14 protein-coding genes and 1 pseudogene are annotated in these 16,129 nt (G+C 73.2%); 9 read left to right on the top strand and 6 right to left on the bottom strand.

All coding sequences use genetic code 11. The features are described 5' to 3' along the window. Nucleotides 1–115: 115 nt before the first annotated feature. Genes panD through OHA37_RS04915 form a run of 3 tightly spaced genes read left to right on the top strand, consistent with a single transcriptional unit; the run spans nucleotide 116 to nucleotide 1,541 of the window. Nucleotides 116–535, top strand: a complete 420-nt coding sequence (panD, locus tag OHA37_RS04925; protein WP_266902831.1) for an aspartate 1-decarboxylase — start codon at nucleotides 116–118, stop codon at nucleotides 533–535. Nucleotides 536–549: 14 nt separating this feature from the next. Next, nucleotides 550–912 carry a GNAT family N-acetyltransferase gene (locus tag OHA37_RS04920; RefSeq protein ID WP_266902829.1) on the top strand — a complete coding sequence of 121 codons (363 nt, stop codon included), beginning with the start codon at nucleotides 550–552 and terminating at the stop codon, nucleotides 910–912. Further along, entirely contained in the window at nucleotides 906–1,541 is a 636-nt protein-coding gene (locus tag OHA37_RS04915) for an arylsulfatase (RefSeq protein ID WP_266902827.1), read from the top strand. Before OHA37_RS04920 ends, OHA37_RS04915 begins: the two co-directional genes overlap by 7 nt. A 305-nt stretch (nucleotides 1,542–1,846) precedes the next feature. On the opposite strand, the gene gndA is transcribed toward OHA37_RS04915, so the two are convergent. Next, nucleotides 1,847–3,292: an NADP-dependent phosphogluconate dehydrogenase gene (gene gndA, locus OHA37_RS04910; protein ID WP_266902825.1), complete on the bottom strand. Its 1,446-nt coding sequence runs from the start codon at nucleotides 3,290–3,292 to the stop codon at nucleotides 1,847–1,849. A gap of 207 nt (nucleotides 3,293–3,499) precedes the next feature. Here gndA and OHA37_RS04905 point away from each other — a divergent pair, with 207 nt between their 5' ends. Then, entirely contained in the window at nucleotides 3,500–4,765 is a 1,266-nt protein-coding gene (locus tag OHA37_RS04905; RefSeq protein ID WP_266902823.1) for a transglycosylase family protein, read from the top strand. A gap of 201 nt (nucleotides 4,766–4,966) precedes the next feature. Here OHA37_RS04905 and OHA37_RS04900 read toward each other — a convergent pair. Next, nucleotides 4,967–5,695 (bottom strand): annotated as a pseudogene (locus OHA37_RS04900) (DMT family transporter); the annotation flags it as partial. A 200-nt stretch (nucleotides 5,696–5,895) separates the two neighbouring features. Between OHA37_RS04900 and OHA37_RS04895 the strand changes: the two are divergent. Next, nucleotides 5,896–7,383, top strand: coding sequence for an SDR family NAD(P)-dependent oxidoreductase (locus OHA37_RS04895; RefSeq protein WP_266902821.1), 1,488 nt, complete (start codon nucleotides 5,896–5,898; stop codon nucleotides 7,381–7,383). A gap of 121 nt (nucleotides 7,384–7,504) precedes the next feature. Here the strand turns inward: OHA37_RS04895 and OHA37_RS04890 are convergent, their stop codons facing one another. Continuing rightward, nucleotides 7,505–7,879, bottom strand: coding sequence for a hypothetical protein (locus tag OHA37_RS04890; RefSeq protein ID WP_443046286.1), 375 nt, complete (start codon nucleotides 7,877–7,879; stop codon nucleotides 7,505–7,507). A 311-nt stretch (nucleotides 7,880–8,190) separates the two neighbouring features. Here OHA37_RS04890 and OHA37_RS04885 point away from each other — a divergent pair, with 311 nt between their 5' ends. Together OHA37_RS04885 and OHA37_RS04880 are read left to right on the top strand one after the other, a co-directional pair. Continuing rightward, nucleotides 8,191–8,367 carry a hypothetical protein gene (locus OHA37_RS04885; protein WP_266902819.1) on the top strand — a complete coding sequence of 59 codons (177 nt, stop codon included), beginning with the start codon at nucleotides 8,191–8,193 and terminating at the stop codon, nucleotides 8,365–8,367. Between the two features lie 244 nt (nucleotides 8,368–8,611). After that, on the top strand, nucleotides 8,612–9,595 hold the full coding sequence (locus tag OHA37_RS04880; protein WP_266902817.1) for an NAD-dependent epimerase/dehydratase family protein: 984 nt from the start codon (nucleotides 8,612–8,614) through the stop codon (nucleotides 9,593–9,595). Here the strand turns inward: OHA37_RS04880 and OHA37_RS04875 are convergent. Genes OHA37_RS04875 through OHA37_RS04865 form a run of 3 tightly spaced genes read right to left on the bottom strand, consistent with a single transcriptional unit; the run spans nucleotide 9,581 to nucleotide 12,545 of the window. Beyond that, nucleotides 9,581–11,032, bottom strand: coding sequence for a lipase maturation factor family protein (locus OHA37_RS04875; protein WP_266902815.1), 1,452 nt, complete (start codon nucleotides 11,030–11,032; stop codon nucleotides 9,581–9,583). The two genes, OHA37_RS04880 and OHA37_RS04875, sit on opposite strands and share 15 nt — an antisense overlap. After that, nucleotides 10,990–11,592 carry a DUF1990 family protein gene (locus OHA37_RS04870; RefSeq protein ID WP_266902814.1) on the bottom strand — a complete coding sequence of 201 codons (603 nt, stop codon included), beginning with the start codon at nucleotides 11,590–11,592 and terminating at the stop codon, nucleotides 10,990–10,992. Before OHA37_RS04870 ends, OHA37_RS04875 begins: the two co-directional genes overlap by 43 nt. Then, nucleotides 11,589–12,545, bottom strand: a complete 957-nt coding sequence (locus OHA37_RS04865; protein WP_266902812.1) for a YndJ family protein — start codon at nucleotides 12,543–12,545, stop codon at nucleotides 11,589–11,591. The genes OHA37_RS04870 and OHA37_RS04865 overlap by 4 nt, the downstream gene beginning before the upstream one ends. 175 nt (nucleotides 12,546–12,720) lie before the next feature. On the opposite strand from OHA37_RS04865, the gene OHA37_RS04860 reads away from it, so the two are divergent. Beyond that, nucleotides 12,721–14,013, top strand: a complete 1,293-nt coding sequence (locus OHA37_RS04860; RefSeq protein ID WP_266902810.1) for a DUF6777 domain-containing protein — start codon at nucleotides 12,721–12,723, stop codon at nucleotides 14,011–14,013. Between the two features lie 7 nt (nucleotides 14,014–14,020). Further along, the gene (locus tag OHA37_RS04855; RefSeq protein ID WP_266902808.1) at nucleotides 14,021–16,084 is read left to right on the top strand and encodes a SpoIIE family protein phosphatase; all 2,064 of its coding nucleotides are present in this window, start codon (nucleotides 14,021–14,023) and stop codon (nucleotides 16,082–16,084) included. Nucleotides 16,085–16,129 lie beyond the last annotated feature (45 nt).

Below are 16,129 nucleotides of genomic sequence, written 5' to 3'. Positions count from 1 at the left end.
GGCGTGGGATGAGCAGACGTGGAAGAGCTGACCGGACACGCGATGGGTTGTAATCTGCGGAGACCGCCCTTGACCTGCGAAGCAGGCAGGGAGCAGACAAACCGGGAGTGAGTTCATGCTGCGCACCATGTTCAAGTCCAAGATCCACCGGGCCACCGTCACCCAGGCCGACCTGCACTACGTCGGGTCCGTGACCATCGACGCCGATCTCCTCGACGCGGCGGATCTGCTGCCCGGCGAGCTCGTGCACATCGTGGACATCACCAACGGGGCACGGCTGGAGACCTACGTCATCCGGGGCGAGCGCGGATCCGGGGTCATCGGGATCAACGGGGCCGCCGCGCACCTCGTGCACCCCGGTGACCTGGTCATCCTCATCAGCTACGGGCAGATGGAGGACGCCGAGGCGCGCGTGTTCGAGCCGCGCGTCGTTCACGTCGACGGCGACAATCGCATCATCGAGCTGGGTGTGGATCCGTCCGCCCCGGTTCCGGGAACGGACCAGAAGCGCAGCCCCCACGCCGTGGCTGTCTGAGGGGAGTCGGGACGATGTCGCAGACCGGGTCGAGCGAATCGATCAAGATCGTGGACGACCGGGCGGCCGGGCGGCTGTCGGCCGTCGAGGACGGGGCGGTGGTCGGGCACATCGCCTACTTCGTGCTCGCCGAGTCGCCCCACGCCCTCGTGGCGGTCCACACCATCGTCGAACCGGGGCACGAGGGCCGCGGGATCGCCGGGAACCTGGTGAAGACCTTCTACGGGATCGCGGCCGACGAGGGCGTGCCCGTCGTCCCGCTCTGCCCGTATGCCGCGAGCTGGGCCGCCAAACACCCCGAGCAGGCGCCCGAGGCGCCGACCGGGGTGGTGGCCGCCGCCAAGGCGCAGCTCGACTCGGACTCCGACCTGTGGTGACGCCCGCCGCGCCGGACCTGACCCTGCTGCACACCTCGCCCGTGCACGTGCCGGTCTTCGACGCCCTGCGCGACCGGCACCACCCGGGCGCCGTCCTGCGCCACCTGGTGGTGCCGGAGCTGCTGGATCGGGCCCGCGTGCTGGGGCCCGCGTCGCAGACCCCGGCCGTGCGGGAGCTGCTGGCGGGCTCCGGCGGGCCCGTCCTGGTCACCTGCTCCTCGATCGGCGCCGTCGGCGAGTCGCTGGCCGGGGAGCTCGGCGTGCCGGTGCTCCGGGTCGACCGCCCGCTGGCGGCCGCCGCGGTCCGTACCGGGCCGCGGATCCTCGTACTGGCCACCGTGGAGTCGACGCTGGCCCCGACGGTGGAGCTGCTGGAGGAGGAGGCCGGGAGGGCCGGCCGCCCGGTGTCGATCCGTACCCGCGTGGTCGACGGGGCCTGGGACCGCTTCGCGGCGGGCGACGCGGCCGGGTGTCTCGGGCTCGTGGCCGCCGCGGCGGACGAGGTCGCGGATGCGGACGTCATCGTCCTCGCCCAGGTGTCCATGGCGGGCGCGCAGGCCCTGGTCACCACCGCCGTGCCAGTCCTGGCCAGCCCCGCTTCCGGCCTCGCGGCCGCTCTGGGGGACTAGGCGGTCTCTTCCGGATCTTGCCGGGCCCGCGGGGCCTGCCCGGCGGGCGCCGGGACCGGGACCGGGGGAGGCTGGAGGTATGACACAGCCTCCCGTCCCCGCCCCGGTCCCGGTCCCGAATCCGTTCCCGGATCCGGGACCGCTGCCGCGGCCCGAGCCGCCGACGCCGGGTCCGGTGCCCGAGCCCGACCCGATTCCGCCGCCGCCCGGCCCCGCGCCGCAGCCCGCGCCCGAGCCGCTGAGCTGACGCGGAGCCGCTGAGCCGGCCCGGAACCGGCCCGGCCGGTCCAGGTCGCCCTGCCGCGTCAGTCCGTACGGACTTCGGAGCGGTCGCCGCTCCACAGCGTGTGGTACGAGCCCTCGCGGTCGGTGCGCCGGTAGGTGTGCGCCCCGAAGAAGTCGCGCTGCCCCTGGGTCAGGGCCGCCGGGAGCCGCTCCGAGCGCAGGGCGTCGTAGTACGCCAGCGAGGCCGCGAAGGCCGGCACCGGGATGCCCTGGCGGACCGCCGCCACCAGCACCTCGCGCCAGTCGTGCTGGGCGGCGCCGATCTCGTCGGCGAAGCCCGCGTCCGCCAGCAGGCTCGGCAGCTCCGGCCGGGCGTCGTACGCGGCGCGGATCCGGTCCAGGAACGCGGCCCGGATGATGCAGCCCCCGCGCCACAGCGAGGCCACGGCGCCCGGGTCCACGCCCCAGCCGTACTCCTCGCTGCCGGCCTGGATCTGGTGGAAGCCCTGCGTGTACGAGACGATCTTCGAGGCGTACAGGGCCTGCTCCACCTGGGCGGCGAAGGCGTCCGCGGCCTCGGCGGAGAGCGGCTCCGCCTCCGGGCCGGCCAGCCCCCGCGCGGCCGTACGCAGCTCCCCGTGGCCCGAAACCGCACGGGCGAAGACCGCCTCGGCGATTCCGGACACCGGCACGCCCAGGTCGAGGGCGATCTGCACGGTCCAGCGGCCGGTGCCCTTCTGCTCGGCGGCGTCGGCGACCACGTCCACGAACGGCAGACCGGTCGCGGCGTCCGTGTGCGCGAGCACCTCGGCGGTGATCTCGATCAGGTACGAATCCAGCCGGCCCCTGTTCCAGGAGCGGAAGGTCTCGGCGATCTTCGCGGGGGAGTAGCCGGCCACCGCGCGCAGCAGGTGGTAGGCCTCCGCGATCAGCTGCATGTCGGCGTACTCGATGCCGTTGTGCACCATCTTCACGAAGTGCCCGGCGCCGTCGGGGCCCACGTGCGAGGTGCAGGGGGTGCCGTCGGCGGCCTTGGCGGAGATCTTCTCCAGCAGCGGGCCGAGCGAGGCGTAGGACTCCTCGGATCCGCCGGGCATGATGCTCGGGCCGAGCAGCGCGCCCTCCTCGCCGCCCGAGATGCCGACGCCCACGAAGTGCAGGCCCTGCTCGCGCAGCTCCTTCTCACGGCGGCGGGTGTCCTCGAAGTGGGCGTTCCCGCCGTCGATGATCACGTCGCCCGGCTCCAGCAGCGGGGCGAACTCGCGGATCACCGCGTCGGTCGGCTCACCGGCCTTCACCATGATGATCAGACGGCGCGGGCGCTCCAGCGCGTCCACGAACTCCTTCGCGGACCCGGCGGCCACGAAGGAGCCCTCGTGCCCGAACTCCTCCACGAGCGCCGTGGTCTTGGCGGTGGTGCGGTTGTGGACGGCGACGGTGAAGCCGTTGCGGGCGAAGTTGCGGGCGAGGTTGCTGCCCATCACCGCGAGTCCGGTGACGCCGATCTGGGCCGTGCTGCTGGTCATGTGCGTGCGCTCCTGAGTGCGTCGACAGTGCATTCGATGTGCGGAGGAATGCAGGAACACCGACGCTACCCCGGCGGAGATCCTTACCGGTGTCCCACATTCGGCGCGAAACCAACTTCCGCCCGAACGCGTTGTGTTGTTCGCCTTGTCATGCCCCGGTCGTGGCGTTAGGTTGCGAGATTCCTGATGTCTTCGATGGGGGCTCCCATGGGTGTACGGGGCCGGCACCGCCGGTATCAGCCGAGCAGCATCAACCGTGCTTCGCTCGTCGTCACCGCCGGCGGGGCCGGAATAGCACTGCCCCTGATCGGAGCGGGCACGGCGCACGCCGCCTCGCTGGACACGTGGAGCAAGGTCGCCGCCTGCGAATCCACGAGCAACTGGCACATCAACACCGGCAACGGCTACTACGGCGGACTGCAGTTCAGCCAGAGCACCTGGCGCGCCTTCGGCGGAGCCGCGTACGCGGCCCGCGCCGATCTGGCCACCAAGGAACAGCAGATCGCCGTGGCGGAGAAGGTGCTGAAGGGTCAGGGGCCGCAGGCCTGGCCGGTCTGCGGGAAGCAGGCCGGACTCAGCCGCAGCGGCCCGGCCCCCGCGCTCGGTGCGCAGGGCAAGGCGACGGGCCCGGGGAAGGCGACGGCTCCGAAGGTCGCGGCTCAGGCCGCCCCGAAGGCCGCTCCGAAGCCGGCCGCGAAGGCCGCTCCGCAGAGCACGACGCCCCGCCCGGCCGGGACTCCCGTCCTGCCCAGCCCCTACGTCGTCGCTCCCGGGGACTCGCTGTCGGAGATCGCCACCGAGCAGCACGTCGAGGGCGGCTGGCAGTCCCTGTACGCGACCAACCGGGCCGTCGTCGGCGGCGATCCGGACCTGATCTTCCCCGGGCAGCGGCTCACCCTGCGCGTCACGGCCGCACCGGTCGCGCCGCCCGCGCCGAACCCGGAGAAGCCGCCTCGCACGGCAGAGCCCGTGAAGCCCGTGGCGCCGACGAAACCCGCCGAGCAGGCGGGAAGGAAACCGGCCGGAAAGCCTGCCGAGAAGCCGGACGAAAAACCGCAGACCCCCTCCGGAGCCTTCAGCGCCCCGGTCGACGCGGGCCTCGGCACCGGCTACCGGGTCTCGGGCTCGTCCTGGTCCAGCGGCTACCACACCGGCGTGGACTTCCCGGTGGCCACCGGCACCTCCGTCAAGGCCGTCAGCAGCGGGCAGGTCGTCTCAGCGGGCTGGGCCGGTGCGTACGGGTACCAGGTCGTCATCCGGCACACCGACGGCCGGTACTCCCAGTACGCGCACCTCTCGGCGCTCTCGGTCAAGGCCGGCTCGGCGGTCTCCGGCGGGCAGCGGATCGGCCGCTCCGGCTCGACCGGCAACTCGACCGGGCCGCACCTGCACTTCGAGATGCGCACGGGCCCCGGCTACGGCACCGACATCGACCCGCTGAAGTACCTGCGGGCCCACGGAGTCTCCATCTGAGGACGGGACCGGAGCCGGGGCCCCGGCGGAAGCCGGAGTCCGGGCCGGGGCCACGGCCGGAGCCGTGGCCGGCGCCGGTTCCGACGGTACGAGCCCACGCGCGCCCCGGGGCGCGACGGTGAGCAGGACGAGCCCGGTCGCCGCCGCCGCCGCGCTCACCAGCGCCGCGGCGACGCCGGCCGTCCCGTAGCGGAAGCCCTCGTCGAACAGTGCGATGCCGACCGCCGCCGCGACCACCGGATTGGCCACCGTCACGGTGGCCAGCGGCGCGGTCAGCCCGGCGCCGCGGTAGGCCGCCTGCGACAGCAGCAGTCCGGTGGCGGCCAGCGCGGCGATCGCGGTCAGCTCCGGCCACAGCGTGACCAGCGCGTCCGGGGCGAAGCTCTCCGCCACCGACTTCGTGAACACCGAGGCCATCCCGAAGGCGGCCCCCGCCGCGGTGGCCAGCAGCACGCTGTGCGCGGTGACCCGCCGCACCCGGCGCGCGGCCAGGAACAGTACGGACACCAGGGCGCCGGTCGCCGTCAGGAGCAGGCTCTGCTCCCCGCCCGACAGGGACTGCTCGGCCCGCCCGCCCCCGCCCGTCAGGGCCAGCAGGCCCGCCAGCCCGGCCGTGGCCAGGACGGCCCCGCGCCAGGCGGCCGCTCCGGCCCGGCGTCGTACGAAAACAGCTGCCATCGGGAGCGCGAAGACGATGGTGAGGGCACCGAGCGGCTGCACCAGGCTCAGCGGCCCGTAGGCCAGCGCCACCACGTGCAGCAGGGCGCCGAGGCCGTTCAGCGCGATCGCGGCGTACCAGGCGGGCCGGCGCACCGGCGCGTACGGCCGGCCCGTCGTACCGGACGCGACCCGCTCCTGGACGATCGCTCCGGCCGCATACGCCACGGCGGACACCAGGCACAGCAGGACCGAAAACGCTAGGGCACTCATAAAAGTCACAATGCCCGAGTCGGGAGAGCTATTCCTCCCCCTGAAGGCGGGCACGGGTACGCCCCTGGTCGTACTCCGAACGCAGTAGTCGCGAGCGCGGGCGTGCGTTTGTCTTCCCGCCCGGGGGATCCGTACACTAGCCCTTTTGGGGACTTCCGCATCCGGCGGACGCGGACGACTGATCAAGGAACGCAGCGGGTATGACGGTGACCGAAGACAGCCAGGAGCAGGGCCACGCCTTCGGGCCCGGCATCGACCCGGACCGCCTGGCCCTCTGCCTGAGCGTGCTCGACGAGCTCGACAAGCTCGACGTCGACCACCCGGACGCGATCACCGTGCGCCGCGCCACCGCCGGGCTGTACCGGACGGTCAAGCAGCGCCGCCGCCAGGACCGCCGCGCCGCCAAGACCGCCAACGACAGGGCCGTCACCGAGGCGACCGCGACCGGCTCCGCCGAGCGCATCGACGACGAGACCGAGGGCCTGCTGCCCTCCTCGGTCACGGAGGCCGGACGGATCGCCGGAATCCTCCAGCGCCCTCGCTCCTGCTACGTCTGCAAGACGCGCTACGTCGAGGTCGACTACTTCTACCACCAGCTCTGCCAGGACTGCGCCACCCTGAACCGGACCAAGCGGGAGGCCCGCGCCGACCTCACCGGCAAGCGCGCCCTGCTCACCGGCGGCCGGGCCAAGATCGGCATGTACATCGCGCTGCGGCTGCTGCGCGACGGCGCCCACACCACGATCACCACCCGCTTCCCCAAGGACGCCATCCGCCGCTTCAAGGCGATGGAGGACTCCGCGGACTGGATGCACCGCCTGGAGGTCGTCGGCATCGACCTTCGCGACCCGGCCCAGTCCGTGGCCCTCGCCGACCAGGTGGCCGCGGCCGGCCCGCTCGACATCCTGATCAACAACGCGACGCAGACCGTACGCCGCCTGCCCAGCGCATACGCGGCGCTGGTCGAGGGGGAGAGCGCCCCGCTGCCGGCCGGCGAGCTTCCCTCCCACCACGTCATCGGCGCCTTCAACTCCGGAGCGGTCGACGGCCTGGCGGCCCTGCCCATCGGCGTGAGCGGGCTCGAGGCGCAGCAGGTCGCCGACCTGGCCCTGGTCGCGGGCAATGCCAGCCTGGAGCGCCACATCGCCGGAACCGCCATCGACGCGGGCGGCCTGCTGCCCGATGTCGTCGACAGCAACACCTGGGTGCAGACCATCGACCAGATCTCCCCGGTGGAGCTGCTCGAAACCCAGCTGTGCAACTACACCTCGCCGTTCATCCTGATCAGCGCGCTGCGGCCTGCCATGGCCGAGGCGGCCCGGAAGTCGGACGGCGGGCGGGCGTACATCGTGAACGTCTCCGCGATGGAGGGCGTCTTCAGCCGCGGCTACAAGGGCGCGGGACACCCGAACACCAACGCGGCCAAGGCCGCGATGAACATGGTGACGCGGACCAGCGGCCAGGAGATGTTCCAGGCCGACCGGATCCTGATGACCTCGGTCGACACGGGCTGGATCACCGACGAGCGCCCGCACTTCGACAAGCTCCGCCTCGCCGAGGAGGGCTTCCACGCCCCCCTCGACCTGGTCGACGGTGCGGCCCGGGTCTACGACCCGATCGTCCGCGGCGAGCTCGGCGAGGACCTGTACGGCGTCTTCCTCAAGGACTACGCACCCGCCAACTGGTAGGCCGCGCGTACGGGGGGCGCCCGATCCGCGCCGCCTGCCCCGTGCCGCTTGCCACCTGCCCCGTCTCACATGAGCGCCCCCGGTCCCCCTCCCCGTGAGGGCGGCCGGGGGCGCTCCCCGTTCAGGCCGTGCGGCCGTAGGCCCCCGCGGCGACCAGTTCCAGCACCGGGCGCCAGTCCTCCAGCACGCCCGCGTCCAGGCCCGCGGACCGGCCCGCTTCGGCCGCGTGCGCGAGGGACTCCGCGTCGGGGTCCGGTCCGGGGGCCGGTGCGCCGGGTCCGTTGAGGCGTACGAGCCGTGCCACCCGCTCGCCCAGCAGGGGGCGGATCGCCTCCGCGGGGTGGTCGATCAACAGCCCCGCGACCTGCAGTTCCTTGTCGAAGGGGTGCGAACGGCGCAGCAGCGCCGCCACCCGCAGCCCGTGGCCGTCGCCATGCTCGTCGGCATGCCCACCGCGCAACAGGTCCATCAGTTCCCCGACGCTTCCGACGTCCACCGGCACTTCGGACTTCGCCACTGTCGATCCTTCCGTCGCCCGACCGCGCATCACCCGTATGGCGCCGTCGAGCAGATCAGCCCTACACGACGCGCCGCCGTGCGAGGTGATGAACTCGTGGAGAAAACAAGCTGTCCGGAGCGGATTTTACCTTTCCATCGAGCGGGGGTGCGCTCATATGTGTACTCTGAACGCCATGAGAGCCCCACACGGGCACTCGCTCCACCAAGGCGCCACCGCGTCCGGAAACCCCTCTTCCCGCACCGACGCGCGGTTCGCGCGCCGGGTTACGCGACACAAAGGAGTGCGCGGTGACGCCAGAACTGACGACGACCGACAAGGCAGCCGGAGAACGGACGGGGACGCGGAGCACGAAGCGCCCCGAGACCCTCGGCAACCTGGAGGTCTGGGCCCGGTCCGCTCCGATCCGTCTCGCCGGCTACGAGGACGACCTCGCGGAGCCGCACATCCTGCCCGGCATCGACTAGACACCCTCCAGACCCGTACGGTGCGGTCCGCCCGTCGTCCCCGGTGTGAAGACCCGGGGCGGCGGGCGGAGGCCTGTCCTCCACGGCTGACCGGCCCTCAGGAAGCCTTCGGCGGGGGATCGGTGGCGGGTCCCTTACATGTCGCAGGGCGCCCGGAAGTTCCCGCTAGCGGTACGCCGTGGGCGTCATCGCTGTGGGCGATCAAGGGTTATGCGCACCCCCGGTCCCGGGCAGGCTGACCCGCATGAAGCTGCTGATGCTGGGTGGAACCGAATTCGTCGGGCGCGCGATCACCGAAGACGCCCTGAGCCGCGGGTGGGACGTCACCGTCTTCCACCGCGGGCACCACGCGCCGCCGCCGGGGACCACGGCCCTGCACGGGGACCGCACCGCCCCCGGCGGCCTGGACGCCCTCGCCGAGGGGGAGTGGGACCTCGTCGTCGACACCTGGGGCAGCGCGCCCACCGCCGTGCGCGACAGCGCCCGCCTGCTGTCCGGCCGGGTCGGCCAGTACGTGTACATATCCAGCCGCTCGGTGTACGCCTACCCCGCCCCCGCCGGTCTGGACGAGGGCGGCCCGCTGGTGGAGGGCTCGCCCGACGCGGAGGCCACCGCCTACCCGGCGGACAAGCGCGGCGGTGAACTCGCCGCCCTGGACGCCTTCGGCGACCGCGCCCTGCTGGTGCGCGCCGGGCTGATCATCGGCCCGTACGAGAACGTCGGCCGGCTGCCCTGGTGGCTGAACCGAGTCGCCCGCGGCGGCCCCTTCCTCGCGCCCGGGCGCCCCGACCTGCCGCTCCAGTACATCGACGTACGCGACCTCGCGCGCTGGTCCCTCGACGCGGCGGAGGCCGGTCTCGGCGGGGCCTACAACGCGATCTCCCCGGTCGGCCACACCACCATGGCCGGCTTCCTGGAGGCCTGCGCCGCCGCCACCGGCTCCGACGCGGAACCGCGCTGGATCGACGCCGAGGTGCTCGAGAAGGCCGGCGTCGAGCCCTGGATCGAGCTGCCCGTCTGGGTTCTCGAAGGCGAAATGCACGACTTCATGTTCGGCGGGGACGTCACCAAGGCCCTGGCGGCGGGCCTCGTCTGCCGCCCCGTGGAGGAGACCGCGGCCGACACCTGGACCTGGCTGCAGTCCCTCGGCGGAGTCGCTCCCCTGCGCTCCGACCGGCCGATGAAGGGCATATCGGCGGAGCGGGAGGCGGCGCTACTCGGGCTCTGACCGGGGCTGCGACCAGGACGCCTCCGCGAGCCGGGTCGGCGGCAGGTACTCGCGCACCAGTGTGCGGTGCCACCACGCCCCGGTCTCGCGCAGTTCCCGCCAGGTCGTGAACCGGTAGCGGTACAGCCGTGCCCGGACGTAGAGCGGCGGTGCGTCCGGGAAGGGGTTGTACCGGATCAGCTTCAGGGTGTCCCGGTCGCCCGCCAGCAGTCGCTCCACGAACGGCCCGAACCAGTCGCGGGCGTAGCCCGGGGAGAGCGCCGCGAACCACATGAGCCAGTCGAGGCGCAGGTGGTACGGGGCGAACTGGCGCGGGATCCGGCGCACGTCGCCCGGCTTGCCCTTGAACCCGTACTCCCGCCACGCGCCGTCCTCCCGGGGCCGCCGGTCCGCGGTCCCCTCCACCACCACCTCCTCGCGGATCCGGCCCACCGTGCCGAACGCCCCGTAGGTGTTGACCAGGTGGAGGGGGTCGAAGGACCGGTTCATGACCTGGCCGCGGGAGATCATGTTGGCCACCGGATGCCGGCTCAGCACGAGCACCAGCGCGGTCGTCGCGCACACGAGCACCACGTACCAGAGCGGCCCCTCCCGGGAGGCGGCCGACGGCGGGTCGCCCGCGAGCGCGCTGAAGTCGAAGGCCGGCAGGGCCGCCGTGATCGTGATCCAGTTCAGCCAGGCGAAGTTCCCCGACACCACCAGCCACAGCTGGGTCGCCACGATGATCCCGGCGGCGTACGAGGCCACCGGCTGCGGGGTGAACAGCAGGACGGGCACGACCAGTTGGGTCACGTGGTTCGCGGCGCACTCCACCCGGTGCAGCGGCTTCGGCAGATGGTGGAAGAACCAGCTCAGCGGACCGGGCATCGGCTGCGTCTCGTGATGGAAGTACAGGCAGGTGAGCCGGCGCCAGCAGGGGTCGCCCCGCATCTTGATGAGCCCGGCGCCGAACTCCACCCGGAAGACCACCCAGCGCAGCAGCCAGAGCACCAGTACCGGCGGCCCGGCCCGCGCGTTGCCGAGGAACACGGCCAGGAAGCCGACCTCCAGCAGCAGGGACTCCCAGCCGAAGGAGTACCAGGTCTGCCCGACATTGACGATCGACAGGTACAGCAGCCACAGCAGCGCCCACATCGCCATCGCCGCACCCAGCGGCACCGCGTCCCCGGCCCCCGCGGCGAGCGCCGCCGCCAGGGCCGCCCCGGTCCAGGCGCAGACGGCGAAGAACCGGTCGGAGTAGTGCAGGTGGAACAGGCTCGGGGCGCGGCGGAAGGGCACGTACCGCAGGTGGCGCGGCACGGGCAGCATCCCGTGCGCCCCGATCAGTGCCCGGAACTGCAGGGCGGCACCGGCGAAGGCGACGAGGTAGACACCGGCCAGGGCCCGCTGGAAGATCAGCCGCCCCAGCCAGTATCCGGGTGCCGTGAACCAGTCCATCGCCTCCAGTATCGGGCCGGCGCGGGCGGGGTGCCCGTGGCGAGGCGTCGCACGTACCGCCCGAGGTGGCGGGCGTAGGCCTGCTGGAGGAAGGGGACGACCGGGCCGGCGAGGCGGGTATACCAGCTTCCCGGGCGACTGAAGGCGGTCACCTCGAACCACACCGAGCCGTCCGGCTCCATGTCCACCACGAAGGACTCCTCGCCGCACTCGGGATGCCCGGTGAGCGTCCCGTACGCGAAACCGGTCCGCCGGGGCTCGTAGGCGGTCCAGATGACCTCGCACGGAGCGTTGATCCGCACCGGGCCGATGCCGATCCCGACCACGACCCGGTCGCCGGGCCGGACGGGGAACGCACCGGCGGTGACGAGCATGCCCGAGGCGCGGTGCGCGCGGAAGGTGGTGAGGGCGGCCCCGGCGGCCTGGAAGGCGGCCTGCCCCTGCCCGACCCGGGCGCGGTGGTGGGTGAAGTTGTACCCGTCGGGCAGCGGCCGCCGGGCGGTGGCGCCCCGGTCGGGGTAGTTGAAGGTGCTGCGGCCCTCGCTGATGAGGCGGGTCATGCCGGGATCTCCGTTCGGTCGGGCAGGGTGGGCAGGGCGGGTGGTGCGGGGAGGACGGGTGGTGCGGCCCCCGCAGGCGGTCCGGGTCGGCGGGTGGTCAGCCGGCGCCAGGCCAGCAGCGAGCACAGGCCGAAGCCGAGGGCGTTGCCGAGGCCGTGGGTGGCGGCCATCCAGGTCAGGGTCGGGTGCACGATCCCGGTGGCCTCTCCGAGCGCCCACCACAGGGCGAGCAGCATGGTGGCCACCAGGACGGCCGCCGAGGTCGCGAGCAGTGCCCCGGTGATCCGGTCGCGCACGGCGGCTCCGGGGCGGACGTCCCGCCAGGTCAGCAGGGCCACCGCCCACATGCCGCCGGTCAGCGTCACCGCGCCCGCCAGTTCGGCCCAGTCGTCGATGAAGTAGCCGAGCAGCACGAGCGCCGTCCCGGCCGGCACGCTGTACGCCGCCCAGCGCGCGAGGGCCCCGGCGGCGGAGGCCCGGCACACCAGCCCGGCGACAAGGGCCGCGGCGAAACCGGCGAAGTGGAAGTGCGGCACGGTCAGGGCCAGGATGTCCAGGTCGAAGCCGAAGAGCCGGTGTCCGGCGCGTTCGGCGACCAGGGCGGTCCCGGCGACCGAGGGCGCCACGAGTGCGGTGAGCACGGCCACCTCGGCGGGTCCCGGAGCCCGCCCGGGTGCGCCGGTACGGGGTACGCTCCGCGCCGACGGGGCCAGGGCCCGTACCGCCGGGACCACGGCCCGTACCGCGAGGGTCAGGGTGGCCGCCGCGTAGAGCGCGGCGAGGGCGGTGGCCGGGGCTCCCCGGGGCAGCCACAGGCAGACCGCTCCGGGGGCCGCGAACAGCGGCCACAGCCGGGCCGTCCGGCCGAACCGGCCCGGATCGATCAGGCGCAGGCCGGCCGGGACGACGTACAGCATGCCCAGGGTGACGATCAGATTCACGAGCACGGTCACCGAGGATCCCCCTCCCAGGAACGAACGCATTGAACGCGTTCAACTCACGATCGTGAGCCTAGACCCTCTCTTGAACATGTTCAAGAGAGGGTCCGGGTGCGTGATCTCCGGTTGCGGCGGCTCCGGACATACGGCAGACAAGAGGGAGCAACCGGGGCGAAAAGGGAGATGCAACGTGTACGCACCGACACCTCGTCAGGCGCCGCGTCGTCACGCACCGGCCCGTGCGGCCCTCTTCACCGTCCTCGGACTCCTCGCCGCGGCCTGTGGGGCCTCCGGCGAAGAGGGGCGGACCAAGGGCCCCGCCGCCGAGAGCCAGGACGTCCACCTCCAGCCCGTGGCCTCGGCCGGGCCCGACCCCTTCACCTCCTCCTCCGCCACCGGTGAATCGGCCCCCGTCCAGCCCCCGCTGCCCAACGCGACCGGCCAGGGCATCCGTACCGTCAACGCGGCCACCCCCGGCCTGTACGGCGGAACCCAGCGGCTCGGAAGCTGCGACGTGGAGGCGCAGGTCCAGTCCCTGACCGCCGACGACGCCAAGGCCCGCGCCTTCGCCGATGCCTCCCAGGTGCAACAGGAACAGATCCCCGACTTCCTGCGCGGCCTCACCCCCGTCGTGCTGCGCGCCGACACCCGGGTGACCAACCACGGCTTCGTCGGCGGCAAGCCCAACGCCTTCCAGTCCGTCCTGCAGGCCGGCACCGCCGTCCTCGTGGACGACCACGGAATGCCCCGCGTCCGCTGCGCCTGCGGGAACCCGCTGCTCGCGCCGCGGGCCGCACCCGGCGCGCCGGTGCTCAAGGGGGAGCCCTGGAGCGGCTACCAGCCCACCCAGGTCGTGGTCATCGAGCCGACCATGCAGGTGATCAACAACCTGGTCATCGTCAACATCGCCGACAACACCTGGATCGAGCGCACGGCCGGCGACGACGGGGCCCAGGACCGCACCCCGCGGACGCCGCCCCCGTTCGACCCGGCCGACGGGATCCCCACCGGGCCCGCGACCCCGCCCGGCACCGAGCCGACCGCCCCGTGCCGCACCCCGGAGAGCAACAGCCTCGCCCGCACCGAGCCGCCCCCCACCGGCCCGCCGAGCCCCGGCCGCAGCCCCGACCCGAACGCGGCCGACTGCCCGCCGAGCCCCCCGCAGACTGCCCCGAACACCCCGAACACGCCGGTGTCGCCCGACCAGCCCTCGTCCGGCATCCCCTCGGGCCCGCCCACCGCCCCGCCGCCCGCCACCGACCAGCCCTCCGACGTGCCCACCGACATCCCCTCCGACCTGCCCGGCCAGACCCCGAGCGACCCCGGGACCCTGGTCGGCCCCGACGGGGCGTCGCCGCAGCCGAGCGATCCGTACGCGGACCCGTACGCCGAGCCCTACGGGGACCCGTACGCCGACCCCTACTCCGTCCCCGAGCAGCAGCCCTCGGACCCGTACGACGGCCAGTACCTGGAGAGCGCCTGACCGGCCCGTGTGTCATGGTGGACCGGTGCCGACCGCCGTATCGCTGCCGGAGGACTGGCCCGCACATCCGGACCGGTCGCTCTCGCTGAACCGCATGGGCAGTTTCGACTGGGACCTGGTCACCGGTCTGATGCACATGGACTCGGCCGCCCTCGACGTCTTCGACACCACCCCGGAGGAGTACGACGGCAGGCCCGGCTCCCTGGCGCCGCGCGTCCCGCCCGCGGAGGGCGCCCGGCTCGACGCACTGGTCTCCTCGGCCCTCAAGAGCGGGGTCGACAGCTACGGCGCCTACTTCCGGATCCGCTGCCACGACGGCGAACTGCGCTGGACGCACACCCAGGGACGGGTCATGCGCGGCCCGGACGGCCGCCCGTACCGGATCATCGGAATCGTCCGGGACGCCACCGAGGAGCTCAGTCATTCGGCGGAGCGCCTCGGGCTGGACGAGGAGCGGCGCCGCCAGACCTCCGTGGTCGAGTCCACCACCGCCGCGCTCGCGCACGCCCGCACCGTCCAGGACGTCATCGACGCCCTCGGCGACGCCCACGGCCTGGAGCGGCTCGGGTCCATGGGCATGGTGATGGGACTGGTCGAAGCGGGCCGGATCCACCTCGTCGCCGAGGGCCCCGCGGGCAGCTTCGTCCCCGGCACCCGCTACACCCGCATCGACGAGCAGTATCCGATGAGCGAGGTGGTGCGCTCGCTCCAGCCGCGCTTCCTGGACTCCGCGGCCGAGTTCGCCGCCGGGTACCCCGGGCTCTGGGCGAAGATCTCGTCCATGCACATCTCGGCGGCCGCCTACCTGCCGCTGATCGCCCAGGCCCGCCCGATCGGCGCGATCGGCCTGCTCTACCGGGACAAGGCCGGCTTCACCCAGGAGGAGCGGAACCTGCTCGTCGCGCTCGGCAGCAGCATCGCGCAGAGCCTCCAGCGGGCGATGCTGCTGGAGCAGGAGCACGATCTGGCGGAGGGGCTCCAGCAGGCGATGCTGCCGCGCCGGATCCCCTCGGTTCCGGGCGCCGAGATCGCCGTACGGTACCGCTCGGCCCGGATGGGCCGGGACATCGGCGGCGACTGGTACGACGTCATCCCGCTGCCCGGCGGCCGGGTCGGCGCGGTCATCGGCGACGTCCAGGGCCACGACACCCACGCGGCGGCGGTCATGGGCCAGTTGCGGATCGTACTGCGGGCCTACGCCGCCGAAGGCCACTCGCCGGGCACCGTCATGGCCAGGGCCTCCGTCTTCCTGCACGAGCTGGACACCGACCGTTTCGCCACCTGCACGTACGTGGAGGCCGACCTCTCGACCGGGGTGCTGCAACTGGTCCGGGCCGGCCACATCGACCCCCTGATGCGCACCCTGGACGGGGAGTGCGGGCGCCTCGCGGTGGAGGGCGGAATGCCGCTGGGGCTGTCCGCGGAGTTCGGGCTGCTGGAGTATCCGGTGACCACGGTCGAGATGGGACCGGGGGAAACGCTTCTGCTGTGCACGGACGGCCTGGTGGAGCAGCCCGGCGCCGACCTCGACGACGGCATCCGCCTCCTCGCCTCCCTCGTCCGCACCGGACCTGCCGACCTGGCCCTGCTCGCGGACCGGCTGTGCGAGGTCGTGGACGACCGGGGCGGCGACGACGACATGGCGCTGCTGCTCCTGCGCCGCGACGCGGAGGAGGCCCAGCAGGCGGGCGGCCGGCTCCAGCAGCACGTGGCCCCCGGCGATCCGGAAGCCCTCGTGTCGGCCCGCCACATGATCGGCGCGGCGGTGCGGGCGTGGGGCGCGCGGGACCGTTCGGACGAGATCGAGCTGATCGCCGACGAGCTCATCGTCAACGCCCTCATGCACACCGACGGTCCCGCCATCGTGACGCTGCGGGTCCTGACCGGCCCCGAACGCAGACTCCGCGTGGAGGTCGAGGACCGCTCCAGCGCCCTGCCCCGGCGCAGGGAGGCGGGCGACTCCGGGGTCTCGGGACGCGGCCTGATGCTGGTGGACCGGCTGGCGGACGTCTGGGGCGTGGAACCGCGGGGGAGCGGCAAGTGCGTGTGGTGCGAGTTCACGATGCCGTGACACGAACCGGCCGGCCGGGTCCTCCGGCGCACCGGCCGGGCCGAA

This window comes from Streptomyces sp. NBC_00335 (genome assembly GCF_036127095.1).
GTDB lineage: Bacteria > Actinomycetota > Actinomycetes > Streptomycetales > Streptomycetaceae > Streptomyces.
Note: the sequence above shows the minus strand (reverse complement) of the source record. Positions and strands in the feature narration are given on the sequence as shown.